13 protein-coding genes are annotated in these 15,422 nt (G+C 73.6%); 5 read left to right on the top strand and 8 right to left on the bottom strand.

Features of this window, described 5'->3' with window-relative positions:
- Position 1 precedes the first annotated feature (1 nt).
- Entirely contained in the window at positions 2-925 is a 924-nt protein-coding gene (locus ACWDN5_RS21510) for a TerC family protein (RefSeq protein WP_449677525.1), read from the bottom strand.
- 185 nt (positions 926-1,110) lie between these two features.
- Here ACWDN5_RS21510 and ACWDN5_RS21515 point away from each other — a divergent pair, with 185 nt between their 5' ends.
- The gene (locus tag ACWDN5_RS21515) at positions 1,111-1,425 is read left to right on the top strand and encodes a helix-turn-helix transcriptional regulator (protein ID WP_310977265.1); all 315 of its coding nucleotides are present in this window, start codon (positions 1,111-1,113) and stop codon (positions 1,423-1,425) included.
- Here the strand turns inward: ACWDN5_RS21515 and ACWDN5_RS21520 are convergent.
- Positions 1,406-3,055, bottom strand: a complete 1,650-nt coding sequence (locus ACWDN5_RS21520; protein WP_449677526.1) for a glycoside hydrolase family 13 protein — start codon at positions 3,053-3,055, stop codon at positions 1,406-1,408. The genes ACWDN5_RS21515 and ACWDN5_RS21520 overlap by 20 nt on opposite strands.
- A gap of 47 nt (positions 3,056-3,102) precedes the next feature.
- Here ACWDN5_RS21520 and sigJ point away from each other — a divergent pair, with 47 nt between their 5' ends.
- Positions 3,103-4,047 carry an RNA polymerase sigma factor SigJ gene (sigJ, locus tag ACWDN5_RS21525; protein ID WP_449677527.1) on the top strand — a complete coding sequence of 315 codons (945 nt, stop codon included), beginning with the start codon at positions 3,103-3,105 and terminating at the stop codon, positions 4,045-4,047.
- A gap of 82 nt (positions 4,048-4,129) precedes the next feature.
- Complete coding sequence (locus ACWDN5_RS21530) at positions 4,130-5,293, top strand: NAD(P)/FAD-dependent oxidoreductase (protein WP_449677528.1); 1,164 nt, start codon at positions 4,130-4,132, stop codon at positions 5,291-5,293.
- On the opposite strand, the gene ACWDN5_RS21535 is transcribed toward ACWDN5_RS21530, so the two are convergent.
- Genes ACWDN5_RS21535 through ACWDN5_RS21555 form a run of 5 tightly spaced genes read right to left on the bottom strand, consistent with a single transcriptional unit; the run spans position 5,259 to position 11,347 of the window.
- A complete protein-coding gene (locus ACWDN5_RS21535) occupies positions 5,259-7,244 on the bottom strand; it encodes a DUF2264 domain-containing protein (protein WP_449677529.1) in 1,986 nt (661 codons plus the stop codon). The two genes, ACWDN5_RS21530 and ACWDN5_RS21535, sit on opposite strands and share 35 nt — an antisense overlap.
- Positions 7,241-8,254, bottom strand: coding sequence for a hydroxyacid dehydrogenase (locus tag ACWDN5_RS21540; protein WP_449677530.1), 1,014 nt, complete (start codon positions 8,252-8,254; stop codon positions 7,241-7,243). The genes ACWDN5_RS21535 and ACWDN5_RS21540 overlap by 4 nt, the downstream gene beginning before the upstream one ends.
- Positions 8,251-9,060: a carbohydrate ABC transporter permease gene (locus tag ACWDN5_RS21545; protein ID WP_449677546.1), complete on the bottom strand. Its 810-nt coding sequence runs from the start codon at positions 9,058-9,060 to the stop codon at positions 8,251-8,253. The genes ACWDN5_RS21540 and ACWDN5_RS21545 overlap by 4 nt, the downstream gene beginning before the upstream one ends.
- A gap of 41 nt (positions 9,061-9,101) precedes the next feature.
- Positions 9,102-10,034 (bottom strand): carbohydrate ABC transporter permease, encoded by a 933-nt coding sequence (locus tag ACWDN5_RS21550; RefSeq protein WP_310977271.1) that lies wholly within the window; start codon positions 10,032-10,034, stop codon positions 9,102-9,104.
- Positions 10,034-11,347 carry an ABC transporter substrate-binding protein gene (locus ACWDN5_RS21555; protein WP_449677531.1) on the bottom strand — a complete coding sequence of 438 codons (1,314 nt, stop codon included), beginning with the start codon at positions 11,345-11,347 and terminating at the stop codon, positions 10,034-10,036. The genes ACWDN5_RS21550 and ACWDN5_RS21555 overlap by 1 nt, the downstream gene beginning before the upstream one ends.
- A 105-nt stretch (positions 11,348-11,452) precedes the next feature.
- Between ACWDN5_RS21555 and ACWDN5_RS21560 the strand changes: the two genes are divergently transcribed.
- Both ACWDN5_RS21560 and ACWDN5_RS21565 read left to right on the top strand, forming a co-directional pair.
- Positions 11,453-13,261 (top strand): heparinase, encoded by a 1,809-nt coding sequence (locus tag ACWDN5_RS21560; RefSeq protein ID WP_449677532.1) that lies wholly within the window; start codon positions 11,453-11,455, stop codon positions 13,259-13,261.
- The gene (locus ACWDN5_RS21565; protein ID WP_449677533.1) at positions 13,258-14,367 is read left to right on the top strand and encodes a substrate-binding domain-containing protein; all 1,110 of its coding nucleotides are present in this window, start codon (positions 13,258-13,260) and stop codon (positions 14,365-14,367) included. The genes ACWDN5_RS21560 and ACWDN5_RS21565 overlap by 4 nt, the downstream gene beginning before the upstream one ends.
- 142 nt (positions 14,368-14,509) lie before the next feature.
- On the opposite strand, the gene ACWDN5_RS21570 is transcribed toward ACWDN5_RS21565, so the two are convergent.
- The gene (locus ACWDN5_RS21570; protein WP_449677534.1) at positions 14,510-15,355 is read right to left on the bottom strand and encodes a protein kinase domain-containing protein; all 846 of its coding nucleotides are present in this window, start codon (positions 15,353-15,355) and stop codon (positions 14,510-14,512) included.
- Positions 15,356-15,422 lie beyond the last annotated feature (67 nt).

The following is a 15,422-nucleotide window of genomic DNA, read 5'->3' on the forward strand; positions in this document are numbered from 1 at the left end:
GTCATTCCTTCCGGGAGACAGCCGAGGTTTTGAGCAGGCTGGCCGTGACCGCCGTCGCGAGGATCGCGGCGACCACGCCCAGCGAAAGGGCCGTCGGGATCTTCCAGACGTCCAGCAGCAGCATCTTCACGCCGACCCAGACCAGCACCAGGGCCAAGCCGAGCTTCAGGTACACGAACCGGTGCATCACGTCGGCGAGCAGGAAGTACATCGCCCGCAGGCCGAGGACGGCGAAGGCGTTCGAGGTGAACACCAGGAACGGTTCCTGGGTGACCGCGAAGATCGCCGGGATCGAGTCGACCGCGAAGACGACGTCGGTGACTTCGATCAGGACCAGGACGGCGAGCAGCGGCGTGGCCACCCAGCGGCCGGCCTGCCGGACCAGGAACTTGCCGCCGTGGTCGCCGTCGGTGGACGGCACGATCCGGCGGAACAGCCGCAGCACCGGGTTCCGCTCGTAGTCGACCGCCTCGTCCTTGTGGAACGCCATCCGCACGCCGGTGAGGACGAGGAACGCGCCGAACACGTAGAGGATCCAGGCGAAGCTCGCGATCAGCACCGAGCCCGCCGCGATGAACACCGCCCGGAACACCAGGGCACCGACCACGCCGTAGAACAGGATGCGGTGCTGGTACTCGCGGGGGACGGCGAAGTAGCTGAAGATGATCGCGAACACGAAGACGTTGTCGACCGCGAGGGACTTCTCGATGACGTAGCCGGCGAAGTACTGGCCCGCGAACTCCCCGCCCCAGGCCCACCAGACCACGCCGCCGAAGGCGAGCCCGAGCACCACCCACGCGCCGGACCACGCCAGCGCCGACCGGACGCCGACGACGGGGGACTTGCGGTGGGCGGCCAGGTCGATCGCGAGCATGGCGAGGATGACGCCGAGCACGGCGGCCCAGGCCCAGAACGGGACAGTCACGACACAATCCTCCGGTTCGGTGACGAACCGGAGGTCTCCCCGGTCACCCGAAGGTGACGCCGGCACCGGGCTGCTCTGGGGCAGCCGGATTGACGATGCCGGACCGGGCGGGTACTCCCCTCCGCTGCCACCAGAATGACGAACTGCTCTTCGTCTGTCAAGTTCGGACGTCTACTGTGGCCGGTATGGCCTCGTGGACGTTCCTCAGCAACCACGCGCACGTCCTGCTCTGCGTGGCCGCGGATCCCGACCGCACGCTGCACGACATCGCCGGGCGCGTCGGGATCACCGAACGCGGCGTGCAGCTGATCCTCGCCGACCTGATCGCCGAGGGCTACGTGGAGCGCGAGCGGGTCGGCCGCCGCAACCACTACAAGATCCACCCGGAAGGCCGGCTGCGTCACCCGTTGGAGGCGCACCACCGGGTGGCCGACCTGGTCGCGGCCCTCGGCGTCGAACCCGCGAACCACCCGCCCGGGCTCAGGAGCCCGCAGGCGTGAACCAGGCCGCCGCGTCGGCCGCCACCACGGCGGACCCGCCGCTGGTGAGCACGGCCTCGCCCCAGCCGTCCGGCACGGTGAACGGCGTGCTTCCGGTGTTCACCACGCACACCAGGTCCCCGCGCCGGAACGCGAGGACCCCGGGCGCGCCTGTGTCCAGCCACTCGACCGGGCCCGGCGCGCCGAGCCGCCGTTCCCGCCGCGCCCGGACCGCGCGGCGGTACAGCTGCAGCGTCGACGTGTCGTCCTTCTCCTGCACGTCGACGGCGTAGCGGCCGAACCACTCCGGCTGCGGCAGCCACGGCGTCCCGGTGCCGAACCCGAACGCGGGCGGGTCCGCGACCCACGGCAGCGGGACCCGGCAGCCGTCGCGGCCCTTCTCGAGGCCGCCCGTCCGGTGGAACACCGGGTCCTGGCGGGCTTCGTCGGGCAGGTCCTGGACTTCCGGCAGGCCGAGCTCCTCGCCCTGGTACAGGAACACCGAACCCGGCAGGGCCAGCACGAGGAGCAGCGCCGCGCGGGCCCTGCGGTCGCCGAGCTCGACGTCGACTTCGCCGCGGGGGCGCATCAGCGCCGCGAAGGCGTCGTTGCTCTCCGGGGCCGGTTCCGGGCGGACGATCCCGTACCGCGTCACCGCCCGGTGGACGTCGTGGTTGGCCAGCGTCCACGCCGCCGGGGCGCCGTGGACCTCGGTGCGGGCCGTGGCGCGCTCGATCGCGCCGCGCAGGGCGCCTGCCTCCCACGGCTGGACGAGCAGGTCGAACGAGAAGGCCTGGTGCAGTTCGTCCGGACGCAGGTAGCTGTCCAGATCGGCCGGGTCCGGCACCCAGACCTCGCCGACCAGCAGCAGGTCGCGCTCCGGGCCGTAGCCGGCCGCCAGCGCGCGCCACCTCCGGAAGATCTCGTGCACCTCCGGCCGGTTCCAGCTGTAGGCGTTGTAGCCGCCGTCCGCCGGGTCCCAGTCGCGCAGGGCCGCGTCCTTGATCAGGCCGTGGCAGACGTCGATGCGGAAGCCGTCCACGCCGCGGTCGAACCAGAAGCGCAGGACGTCGTCGAAGTACGCCAGCACCTCTGCGTTGCGCCAGTCGAAGTCCGGCTGCTCGCGGGTGAACAGGTGCAGGTACCACTGCCCGGGCGTGCCGTCGGGTTCGGTGACGCGGGTCCACGCCGGACCGCCGAAGACCGACTGCCAGTTGTTGGGCGGCTCGTCGCCCCGGCCGTCGCGGAAGACGAACCGCGCCCGCTCGGGGGAACCGGGGCCGGCGGCCAGTGCCGCCGTGAACCACGGGTGCTGCTCGGAGCAGTGGTTGGGCACCAGGTCCATCAGGATCCGCAGGCCGCGGGCGTGCGCCTCGGCGACCAGGCGGTCGAACGTCTCGAGACTGCCGTAGTCGGGGTTGACGCCGAGGTAGTCCGCGATGTCGTAGCCGTGGTCGGCCTGCGGCGAGGGGTAGCAGGGGTTGAGCCAGATCGCGTCGGCGCCGAGCCCGGCGATGTGCCCGAGCCGCCGGATCACCCCGCCGAGGTCTCCGACGCCGTCGCAGTCGCTGTCGGCGAAGGAACGGACATAGAGCTGGTACACCACCGCGTCGTCCCAGAACGAGCGCGGGCGGGAGGAAGTCGGCGACACCCCGCGATCTTCGCACGCGCGTACGGGGCGGATGGTTCACTGGGGCCATGTCTGTGGGGACGCACGAGCTCGAGGTGTTCGAGGGGGCCAGGGCGCGGCTGGAGGCCATCGCCTACCGCCTGCTCGGGTCGGCCACCGATGCCGAGGACGCCGTGCAGGACACCTTCCTGCGCTGGCAAGCCGCGGACCGGGAGCTCGTCGAGACGCCCGAGGCGTGGCTGACGAAGGTGCTCACCAACCTCTGCCTCAACCGGCTCACCTCGGCGCGGGCCCGGCGGGAGACCTACGTCGGCCAGTGGCTTCCGGAGCCGGTCTTCGCCGGGGACCGCATGCTCGGTCCCTCCGACACCGTCGAACAGCGGGAATCGGTGTCCATCGCGATGCTCACGCTGATGGAGCGGCTTTCGGCCAAGGAACGCGTCGTGTACGTGCTGCGCGAGGCGTTCGGGTACTCGCACGGCGAGATCGCCGAGGTGCTCGACCTCACCGAGACCAACTGCCAGCAGATCCACCGGCGCGCCAAGCAGCACCTCGTCGCCGACCACCGCCGGGTCGAGGTCGACGCGGCCGCCGCCCGCAGGATCGTCGAGGAGTTCCTCGCCGCGGCGCTCAGCGGCCGGACCGACTCGCTCGTGAAGCTGCTGGCCGACGACGCGATCAGCATCGGCGACGGTGGCGGCGTGGTGTTCTCGGTGCCGCGGCCGATCACCGGTGCCCTGCGGGTGGCGCGGTTCCTGCGCACGCTGTTCACGCCGAGCGAGGCCAAGTGGGAGATGGTCGGCGGCCGCCCCGACCTCTACGCCGCGGTCGCCAACGGCGCGCCGGCGCTGGTCATGGTGGTCGGCGACCGGGTCGTCGGCGTCTTCGCGCTGGACGTCACGGCGGACGGCATCGCGGGGGTCCACGCCCAGGCGAACCCCGCCAAGCTCGCCCGCGCGAGGGGGCAGTGGGACGCCGTCGAGCACGGGGAGCCACTCGCCGGCACCTGGTGACTCAGGTCACAGCCGACTTCTGTCAGGTTTCGCGCCGCTGTCCGGTTCAGGAAGCACACACCGACCGGACAGGAGCAAAACCATGAAGCACCGCATCGTCGTCCTCGGGGCCGGGTACGCCGGCGCCAACGCCGCCGGCCGCCTCGCCAAGCGCCTGCACCCCGCCGATACCGAGATCACCCTCGTCAACGCGGAGCCCGAGTTCGTCGAGCGCGTCCGCATGCACCAGCTGGCGACCGGCCAGGACCTCAAGCCCCGCCCGCTGGCGGAGGTCTTCGCGGGCACCGGCGTGCAGGTGCGGATCGCGCGGGTCGCCGCCGTCGACGCCGAACGCCGGCGCGTCGCCCTCGCGGGTGGTGAGGAGCTCGCCTATGACACGCTCGTCTACGCCCTCGGCAGCACCGCCGCCGACGTCCCCGAGCACGCCCACAGCGTCGCGGGCAAGGAAGCCGCGCTGCGCCTGCGGGCGCGGCTGGCCGAGCTCCCCGCGGGCGGGACCGTGCTCGTCGTCGGCGGTGGCCTCACCGGGATCGAAAGCGTCACCGAGATCGCCGAAGCCTGCCCGGACCTCGACGTCGCCTTCGCCGCTCGCGGTGGCCTCGGGGACTGGCTGAGCGAGAAGGGCCGCGACCACCTGCGGAAGGCGTTCGACCGGCTCGGTATCACCGTGCACGAGAACACGGCCGTCACGAGCGTCGAGCCGGCCACGGCGAGCACCGCCGACGGCCGCGTGATCCCGGCGCAGGTGACCGTGTGGACGGCCGGGTTCGCGGTCCACCCGATCGCCGCGGCCACGACGCTGGCGGTGTCGGCGACCGGGCAGGTCGTCGTCGACGAGACGATGCGGTCGGTCTCGCACGCCGACGTCTACGCCGTCGGTGACGCCGCGCTCGCCCCGGGCGCGAACGGCGCGCCGTTGCGGATGTCCTGCGCGTCGGGAGTGCCGACGGCCCACCAGGCGGCCGACGCGATCGCCGCCCGGCTGACCGGACGCCCGCTGCCGGAGAACAAGATCGGCTACGCCGCCCAGTGCATCAGCCTCGGCCGCCACGACGCCGTCGTGCAGTGGGTGACCCACGACGACCAGCCGAAACCGTCCGCCCTCACCGGCAAGACGGCCGCGCGCGTCAAGGAATTGATCTGCAAGAGCGCGGCCTGGAGCGTCTCGCACCCGACGTCGATGGCACCGGCCCGCCGCCGTCGCACCGGCATCACGCCGGAGCGGGCATCGCGACTCGCGCGGTGACGCCGTCGGGCCAGGTCAGCGTGACAGCGCGGCCGTCCCCGGCGACCGTCAACGACGGATCGGCGTCGTCCGGGCCGCCGCGGTCCAAGACCACCACGGCGGCGTACACGGCTCCCGGCTCCGGCGGCCCTTCGGTGGCGACGAACGGGATCGCGGTCCACTCACCCAGGGGGGAGACACCGGACTCGACCACCACGTCCGCCGTGGTGAACCCCCGCAGCGGACGCACCTCCGACCGGAGCTCCGGAGTCCGTGCGGAAGCCGCCTGGGTTTCCGGCGGTGTTTCGCCTGCGACCGGCCAGCCGCTCAGCCGCAGCGAACACACCCCGTCATCGACGTCGTCGAGCCGCGCGAGCCGCACCTCGACACCCCGCCGCACCACGGACACCACCGTCAGCACCGGCCCGGCCACCACCGGCCCGCCGCGGCCGGAGCCGTGGTCGGGGGAGTCGTCGGCGGACGTGTCGACCCAGCGGACCCGGCCCTGGGACGCCGCGGCCAGCACGCCGCCCGGCAGTTCGGTCGAGTAGCACGTCGAGAACCCCGCCCGGTGGCTCGCCCGGCCGTCCGCGTCGAGCACGGCCACCGTGTTGTCGGGCACCGCGGCCGCCGGGAACGTCGCCGTCGAATAGCCGAGCCGGGCGTAGAGCGGCGCGTCGGAGCGCGGGTCGCCGGGGCGGGCGTGGTCCGTGCCGTGGTTGACCACCAGGGCGATGCCGTCGCGGCGCCGTCCCGACACCAGCCAGCCCGGCGCGGCGACCACCCGGGCGACGTCCCCCGTCTCGATCGGCAGCGGCTGTTCGACGTCCGTCCACACGGGATGGTGCGCGGGCAGCGCGAGCCCCAGCAGGCCTTTGGCCGCCCAGTACGGCGACCCGGGCCCGGAGTACGCCTGGCGCATCGCGGGCCAGGCGTGGTGCCAGCCGAGGGTGAGCAGGTCGTCGGAGGCGCCGAAGTGCCGGACCATCCCGCCCGCCACCCGGCGCGTCAAGCCGGGGGCCAGCCCCGACGTCCCGGTCAGCGCACCCACCCAGAACGGTGCCGCGGCCGCGAAGCGGTAGACCAGGCTGCGGCCCTGCAGCAACGGCGAGCCGTCGCTGCCCACCAGCCGGACGGCGTCGTCGAGGTACTCGCGCAGGTCCGCGCCCCACTGCAGCCGCAGCGAGCCGGGGCACAGGGTGCCGGTGACGTCGAAGAAGTGCGTCCACAGCAGCGGATACAGGTGCAACGCCCAGCCCGTGTAGTGGTCGTAGGCGCGCTCGTCGCCGTCGCTGAGCCAGCCGCCCGGCCGCCGCAGCGACGCGTGCACGGCCAGGTCCTCCTCGACGTCCGCCGCCGACCACGGGCCGCCTGCCTCGCGCAGGAACGACTCCACGACGATCCGGAACCACACCCAGTTGATCGGCGGGTAGGGCTGCCCGATCACCGTCGCGAGCCAGGCGACGACCCGCTCGCGCACGCCGTCGTCCAAGCGGTCCCACAGCCACGGCCGGGTCAGCTGGAGGACCAGCGCGATCGACGCGGCCTCCACTTTGGCCTGGCCGAGCTCGTCGGGCCGCGGCCACGCCTCGGGTGACGCCGGATCGGTGCCGGCCGCCAGCCCGCGCGCGTAGTGCTCCAGCACCCCGCCCGGGTCCGCGCCGCCCTCCCCGGCCACGCGGAACCCGGCGATCAGGAACGTCCGGGCGAACCCTTCCAGGCCGTCCGAGACACGGCCGTTGCGGCTGGCCGGGCCGGGCAGGTCGAGCCGGGCGCCCGCCGGCGACCGGTACTGCCCGGCCGCCGCGAGCAGCCGGTCGGCGTAGGCCGCCCAGTGCGTGCGGGTCCAGCCGGTGTACGGCGACAGCCGCCGGTCCTCGACCGCGGTCGCCGGTGTCGCGAATGACTCATTCGGGACCTCCGACGTCCCGAATGAGTCATTCGCGGCGTTCGGACCCTCGACGGCGGTCATGCCTGCACGGCCAGGGAATGCCGGGTCACCGGGGCCCGGGGTGGCAAGCCGGCGACGTACCGTTCCAGCTCGCCGAGCGCCTCGGCGCTCATCCGGCGGGTCTCCGAGCCCAGTGACCCCGCGATGTGCGGCGTCAGCACCACGTTCGGCAGGTCGTAGAGCGGGGACCCGGCGGGCAGCGGCTCGGGCTCGGTGACGTCGAGGACGGCGTGCAGGCCGTCGGCGGCGCAGGCGTGTTCGAGCGCCGCGGTGTCGACCAGCGCGCCACGTGCGGTGTTGATCAGCACCGCGCCGGGCGGCAGGGCGGCCAGCTCGGCGGCGCCGATCATGTGGCGCGTCTCCGGCAGCGACGGCGCGTGCAGGCTCAGCACGTCCGCCTGGGGCAGGGCCTCGGCCAAGGAAGCGGGTTCGGCCCCGGCCGCCCGGATCTCGCCCCGGCCGGCCACCGGGTCGACGACGAGCACGCGCGCCAGGTCCAGCAGCCGCAGCAGCGCGGCGACCCGCCGCCCGACGCGGGAGAAGCCGACCAGCACCACCGTCCGGTCGCGGCCGGACAGCTCGCCGCGCTGCTCGCGGTAACCCCAGTCCTCCCGGAACTTCCGGGCGTCGGCGGCCAGGAACGGCACCTTCTTGAACGCCCACAGGATCGCGCCCAGCGTGTACTGGGCGACCGGCTCGGCGTTGGCGTCGGCGGCCGTGGTGACCAGCAGGCCGCGGTCGAACACCGCCGCGCCGACGTGGTCCCGGACGCTGCCGGCGGCGTGCAGCACCGCCCGCAGGTTCGGCGCGGCCCGCAGGACGGCGTCGTCGAGCGGGGGACAGCCCCAGGACGTGATCAGCACCTCCACCTCCGCCAGCCGCGCACGCACCGCGTCCGAGGCCAATTCGTCGGTGCACAGAGGCTCGCCCAGCCGGGCCGTGGCGCGCAACCGGGCCAGCTCGCCCGCGCCGAACTGCAGCTCCATCGTGTCCCGCGCCATCACCAGCAGGGTCTCCGGGCGCCGCGTCACTTGACGCTGCCCGCCGCCAGCCCGGACCGCCATTGCCGGTGCAGCAGGACGAACGCGACGACCAGCGGCAGCACGGCCAGCAGGGAGCCGGTGATGACGAGCGGGTTGTACTGCGGGAACTGGGTCACGCGCGTGCTCCACTGGTACAGGCCGAGGCTCATCGGGAACAGCTTCGGCTCGGTGAGCATCACCAGCGGCAGGAAGAAGTTGTTCCAGATCCCGACGAACTGGAACAGGAAGATGGTGACCAGGCCGGGCCGCATCATCGGCAGCGCGATGGTGAAGAACGTCCGCAGCTCGCCCGCGCCGTCGGTCCGGGCGGCTTCGAGGACTTCACCGGGCACCGCGGCCTCGGCGTAGACGCGGGCGAGGTAGACGCCGAAGGGGTTGGTCAGCAACGGGATGAAGACCGCCCAGAACGTGCCGACGACCTCCAGTTGCGAGGCCAGCAGGTACAGCGGCAGGGCCAGCGCGGTCGTCGGCACGAGCACCCCGGCCAGCGTCACCGCGAACAGCGCGCGGCGGCCCGGGAAGTCGAGCTTCGCGATCGCGTACCCGCAGGCGGCGCAGATCAGCGACCCGAGCACCGCGCCGAGGCCGGCGTAGAGCAGCGAGTTGCGGATCCAGGCGAGGAAGACGCCGCCGTCCTGGGTGAACAGGGTGCTGAGGTTGGCGCCGAGGTCGAACTGCCCGAACTCGAACGCCCCGGTCGTGGAGAAGTCGCCGACGGACTTGGTCGCCGAGGTGACCAGCCAGACCAGCGGCAGGACCGCGTACAGCGCGGCCAGCACCAGCAGGACGTGCACGACGGTGCGGGACGTCCACCTCGAACCGGCAGGGGACAGGGTCACCGGGACCTCCGGTCGGACAGGCGCATGACCAGCGCCGAGAGCAGGGCGGAAACGAGCGCCAGCAGCACGGACGCGGCGGCGGCGCGGCCGTAGTCGTTGGCGATGAACGCGGCCTCGTAGACGTACAGGCTCGGGGACCAGGTGCTCGTCACCGAGCCGGTGAAGCCGCGCAGCACCAGGGGTTCGGTGAACAGTTGCAGGGACCCGATGACGGTGAACACGAGGGCGACGAACATGGTCGGCCGGATCATCGGGACCTTGACCGACCACGCCGTCCGGACGCCCCCGGCGCCGTCGGCGCGCGCGGCTTCGAGGACGTCCCGCGGGACCGCCTGCAGCGCCGTGTAGAAGATGATCATGTTGTAGCCGACCCACTGCCAGGTCGCGATGTTCACGATCGAGGGCAGGATGCCGGTCTTGCCCAGCGGGTCGAACGGCAGGAGCGCGGTCAGCCCCGAGTTCGGGCTGTAGAGGTAGGCCCAGATGAGCCCGGTGATCACCGTCGGCACCGCGTAGGGCAGGAAAACGGCGAGGGAGAAGACCCGCTTGAGCCGCACGACGGCCGAGTCGACCAGCAGGGCCAGCAGCAGGGCCAGGCCGAGCATGATCGGGATGTGCACCAGGACGAACAGCGCCACGTTGCCGAGGCCGGCGTGGAAGGCGCTGTCGGTCAGCACGTCGACGTAGTTGCCGAGCGCGACGAACGCCTGCGTCGGGCCGGAGAAACCCAGGCCGGACAGGCGATCGGTGAACAGGCTGAGGTAGAGCGCGTACCCGATGGGCACGAGCACGGTGGCGGTCAGCAGCAGCGCGAACGGTGCGGCCAGCACGAGGCCGGCCCGGCCGTGGCCACGGCGGGCCGGGGTGGCGGTGCCGGGGCGGGCCTGCGCCGGCACCCTCGCGGCGCGTTCCGGGGTGAGGACGGTCATCAGGCTTTCCCTTCCAGCACGGTCAATCCCCGCTCGCGCAGCTCGGCGACGGCGCCGGCCTGCGTCTGCCGGACGGCGGCGGCCAGCGTCGTGCCGCCGGTCTTCACCCCGCCCATCCGGTCGACGACGGTGGAGAACGTCCGCAGCGCGTTGGGACCCCACGTCCAGTCCGGGACGCGCCGGGCGGCTTCGTCGAGCACGTCGTACACCGGGGCGCCGAGGAAGTACCCGCCCCGGTAGGCCTTCCGGGCGACGTCCCGGCTCGGCAGGTAGCCGGGGAACGGCGTCGTGAAGGTCGTTCCGATCTTCGCGACCGCCGGGTCGGTGCTCAGCCAGCGCAGGAACTTCACGGCGGCATCGGGCACCTTGCTCTCGGCCGAGACGGCGAACGCGCTGCCGCCCTGCACGCCGTTGGCCGGGACGCCGTCCCAGGTCGGCATGGTGGCGACCGCCCAGCGGCCCTTGTCCCGCGGGATGGACTTCACCAGCGAGCCGACGCTCCAGGACGCGCCGAGCAGGCCCCACAGCCGTCCGGTGTGCATCGCCCCGATCCAGTCCTGGTCGCCGGTCGGGGCGGTGGCGACCAGGCCGTCGCGGATCAGGCCCTGCCAGTGGTCCGCGGTGCGCAGGGTGCCGGCGCCGTCGATGTTCACCCGCCACGAACCGCCGTCGACCCGCCACCAGGGATCGCCCGCCTGCCAGCACATCCCGGCGAAGAAGGAGCCGTCGTTGAGCGGGAACGTCGTCACGCGCGCGGCCGGGTCGGCCTTCTTGACGGCCTGCGCGGCGGCGCGGAAGTCGTCCCACGTGCGCGGCACCGCGATGCCGTGCCGGTCGAAGAGGTCCTTGCGGTAGTAGAACACCATCGGGGCGAGGTCCATCGGGACCGCCCAGGTGCGGCCGCCGGGGCGGACACCCTGCCAGGCCGCGGGGGAGTAGCCGCGCTCCAGGTCCGCGAGGTCGCCGGTGAGGTCGCGCAGGCCGCCGGTGGTGAGCAGCTGCGGCAGGCCCTGGTACTCCGCGTGCAGGATGTCCGGGGCGTTGTGGGCGCGCAGGGCGTTGGTCTGCTGGGCGTAGCCGCCCTTCAGGCCGGACGCGATCACGTTGAGCTCCACCGCGATGTCCGGGTGCGCGGCGTTGAACGCGGCCACGTACTTGTCCATGCCGGTGAGCCACGACCAGATGGTCACGCGGGTCGCGCCGGACGCCGTGGTCGTCGACGCGCAGCCGCCGAGCAGCCCGCCGGCCGCGAGCCCGGCCGTGGCCGATAGGAACCTCCGGCGGTTCAGTCCCGCCGATCCCCGAAGCGTCATTGCTCCTCCGTCGAAGTGATGGCTGTCACTGTCGGGCTGTGCCATAGTGCGAGTCAACAATTCAGCTCAAAAACAATCACAACCGATCAGAAGCGAAGGAACAACGTGGTTCTGAGCGCTCTCTTCGCCGGCCGTCCGGTGGCCCGGCCCGCCTTCCCGGACGTACGCGACCGGGCGGTCTGGGACGCGGCCGACGGCGCCGCGCTGATCGCCGACGCCCGCGTTCTGCTCACGCGGCCGGCGCCGGTCCTGACGGCCACGGCGTGGGCCCGGACGTTCCGCGACGGCGTCCGGACCGACTACGAAGACGCTGCCCGCGAGCTGCGCGAACGCGTGACCACGCTGGTCCTGGCCGCGGTGCTGACCGACGAACTGTCCGTTTTGGACGGTGCGATCGACGGCCTGGTCGCGCTGGCCGAGGCCACCACCTGGTGCTGGGCGCCGCACGACCGGCACACGGCCGCCCGCGGGGAGGTGCTGGCCGATCCCGGCGACCCGTTCCTCGACCTGGGCGCGGCGGAGGTCGCGTCCCTGCTCGCCTGGGCCGATCACGTGCTGGGGCCCCGCTTCGACGTCCGGGCGCCGGGCTTGCGCCGTCGCCTGCGACGCGAAGTCGAACACCGGGTGCTGACGCCGTTCGAGCGCGTCCGCGACTGGCACTGGCTCGGCCTCGACGGCGACGCGCACAACTGGAACCCGTGGATCCACAGCGCCGTCCTCACCGCCGCGCTCCTGCTCGTCGACGACGAAGAGCGGCGACAGCGGCTCGTGCGGCTGGTCGTCGAAGGCCTCGACCACTACCTCGCCGTGCTGCCCGACGACGGCGGCATCGACGAAGGCGTCGCCTATTGGTGGCACGGCGCCTGCCGCCTGCTGGAATGCCTCGACCTGCTGGCCGGGGCCACCGGCGTCGACGCGCGGGAGCTCCCCCTGCCGGCGCCGCTGATCCGCTTCCCGCACCGGATGCACCTGGGCGGCGACGCGTACGTCAACGCCGGGGACGCCCCGGCCCGCCTGCCCCTGGCCCAGCCGTGGCACGTGCTGCACCGGTGGGGCGAGCTGCTCGGCGACGACGAGGTCCGGGCGCACGCGGTGAGCCAGGCCCGCGCGAGCGGGCGGCCGGTGTGGCCGCAGGCCGGGCTCGGCCGGGCCCTGTCCGCCCTGGCCGACCCGGGCTGGCGCAAGGCGTGGGCGGGGGATCCGGACGGACCCTGGCTGGCCCGCGACCAATGGCTGCCGCGGGTGCAGGTGCTCGTGGCCCGGGAGACGGCGGGCTCGGTGCGCGGGCTGACCGTGGCGGTGAAGGCCGGGCACAACGGCGAGCGGCACAACCACCTCGACGTCGGGTCCTACTGGGTGGCCGTCGAGGGCGTGCCGGTGGTGGCCGACGTGGGGCAGCCGACCTACACCGCGGCCAGCTTCGGGCCGGACCGGTACCGGGCCTGGCCGCTGCGCAGCGAGTGGCACAACGTCCCTGAGCCGGGGGTGACGCAGGAACCCGGGGACGCCTTCGGGGCGCGGGACGTCCGGGTGGGGCTCACCGCGTCCGAAGCCGTGCTGTCCGCGGACCTCGCCGGGGCCTACCCGGGCGTGGCGCGGTGGATCCGTTCGGTGCGGCTGGTCCGGGACACACCCGCGCACGTCCTCGTGGAGGACGACGACAGCGTCCGGCCGGTGCGGCTGCGGCACGTCCTCGCCGGGGACGTCGAGCTGACCGAGGGCGAGGCGTTCGTGTCCCTCGGCGGCCGGCGGGTGCTGCGGCTGAGCTGGGACCCCCTGGCCACCACCGCGGAACTCGAGCGGCGGGCGCTGGACGACCCGCTGCTGCGGGCCTCCTGGGGCGCCCACCTCAGCCGGCTCACGCTGCTGGTGCGCGAGGGCCCGGCGCGGGTCCGGCTGGAGCAGGTCCGATGATGCTCGCCTCCGAACGGCACCAGCTGATCCTTTCCCTGGTGCGCGAACACGGCGCGGTCCGGCTCACCGAGCTGGTGGCGCGGCTGGGCGTCACCGCGGTCACCGTGCGGCGGGACGTCACCGAGCTGGCGGACCGCGGCCTGCTGACGCGGGTGCACGGCGGCGTCACCCTGACCCGGCCCCGCGGCGGCCACCCGGAGCCCGGGCGCGCCGCGTCGCCGTTCGGCCCGTCCGCGCCCGGCGCGCTGGTCGGCATGGTCGCGCCGTCGGTCGAGTACTACTGGCCGCCGGTGATCCAGGGCGCGCAATCCACGGTGGCCGCGGCCGGTGGGCGGCTGGTCCTGCGCGCGTCCAGCTACGACGCGGCGGAGGACCGCCGTCAGATCACCACGCTCCTCGAACGCGGGGTGCAGACGCTGCTGGCCGCGCCGGCCACCAGCGGCCGCGGAGCGCTGGACCTGCTGCGGTGGCTGGGTTCGCTGAGCGTCCCGGTGGTGCTCGTCGAACGCCTGCCGCCGCCGGAGCTGCCCACGCTGGCCCTGGACGCGGCGACCACGGCGCACGCGCTGGGTGCGGGACTGGCCGTGCGGCACCTGGTTTCCCTCGGCCACCGGGCGGTGGGGCTGGTGACGTCCCGGTCCAGCCCGACGAGCCGGGCGCTGCGGGCCGGCTGGCGGGAGACGATCGCCTCCCTGGGCCTGGACGCCGGCGCGGCGCTGGACCTCGACGTCCCGGTCTACGGCTCCCCGGGGTGGGCGGGGGAGTACGACACGCTGCTGGACCGCTGCCGCCGCGCCGGCGTCCGAGCGTTGCTCGTGCACGCCGACCGCGAGGCCATCGGCCTGATCCAGCGCGCCCGCGACGGCGGCATCGCGGTGCCCGGCGAGCTGGCGGTGGTTTCCTACGACGACGAGGTCGCGGCGGCGTCCGACCCGCCGCTGACCGCGGTGTGCCCGCAGAAGCACCGGCTGGGCGCGGTGGCCGCCGAGCTCGCGCTGGCCCGGCTCGCGGACACGACCGAGCGGCCGGTGCACCGGCTGCAGCTGTGGCCGACGCTCGTGGTGCGGGAATCGTGCGGAAGCGCGGCGGAATCGCGGCTGCTGTGAAATCGTCGAATTCAACCACGTTTCTTCGGCGGCCTGCGGCCGGGCCTTCGGAAAAGGACGCACCGGATCCCGACCGCCTGATGCGCCGGCTGGTCGCGGGCGCGGCGGCGGTGACGGCGCTGAGTGCGTACGCGGTGAATCCTCAGGGGGCCGTGAGGCGGCGGAGGGCGGCGTGGGTCGTCACCGCCGTGCCGACGGCGAGCGCGAACACCGTGCCCGCCACCAGGACCCGGCTGCGGGACCGCGCGGTCCGGCCCGGGATCGCCGCCAGGGGACGGGAAACCGCCAGATCGGTGAGGATCCGCTCGGCCTCGGCCATCGACGGGCGGGCCGCCGGTTCCGGGCGCACGAGGTCCAGCACGGCGTCGAGGACCGGCCCGTGCGCCCGCGGCGGGACGGCCGTGCCCGGCACCCGCCCTTCGAGCGCGAAGTACAGTGTGGCGCCCAAGGAATAGACGTCCGCGGGACACCCCGGGCTCGCGCCGCGGGCCAGCTCCGGGGCGGGGAAGCCGCCGGTGCCCAGCCCGAAACCCGCGATCTTGGCCGTCCCGTCCGCGGTGACCAGCACCTTGTCCGGGCCGAACCCGCGGTGGAGGATGCCGTCGGCGTGCGCGGCCGCCAGCGCCGAAGCCAGCTGGGCGCCGAGCGCCGCCACGCGGTCCGGCGGGACGCCGCCGCGCCGCTCGACCAGCTCGGCCAGGGTGCCGGCCGCCAGGTCCTCGGTCACCACGTACGGCGTCAGGTCGTGTTCGAAGACGTCGTGCACCACCACGACGTGGGGGTGGTGCAGCCGGACGGCCACCCGTGCGTCGCGGATCGCCTTCGCCCGGACGCGGTCGGAATGGGCCGCGTCGAAGGGGCAGCCCGGCGGCAGCCGATCGACGACGACGAATCGGTCCAGCAATTCGTCCTTGGCCCGCCACGCCCGCCCGCCGGTCGGTTCCAGCAGCCGGTATCGCCCGGCCAATGCGCCCTTTTTCGCTGCCACCGTGCTCCCCTGTCGACGTCGGCGACCCCTCTACGAGGAAATACGGCCGCAACGGGAGACGGGTTCG

Source organism: Amycolatopsis sp. NPDC003731 (assembly GCF_053586895.1).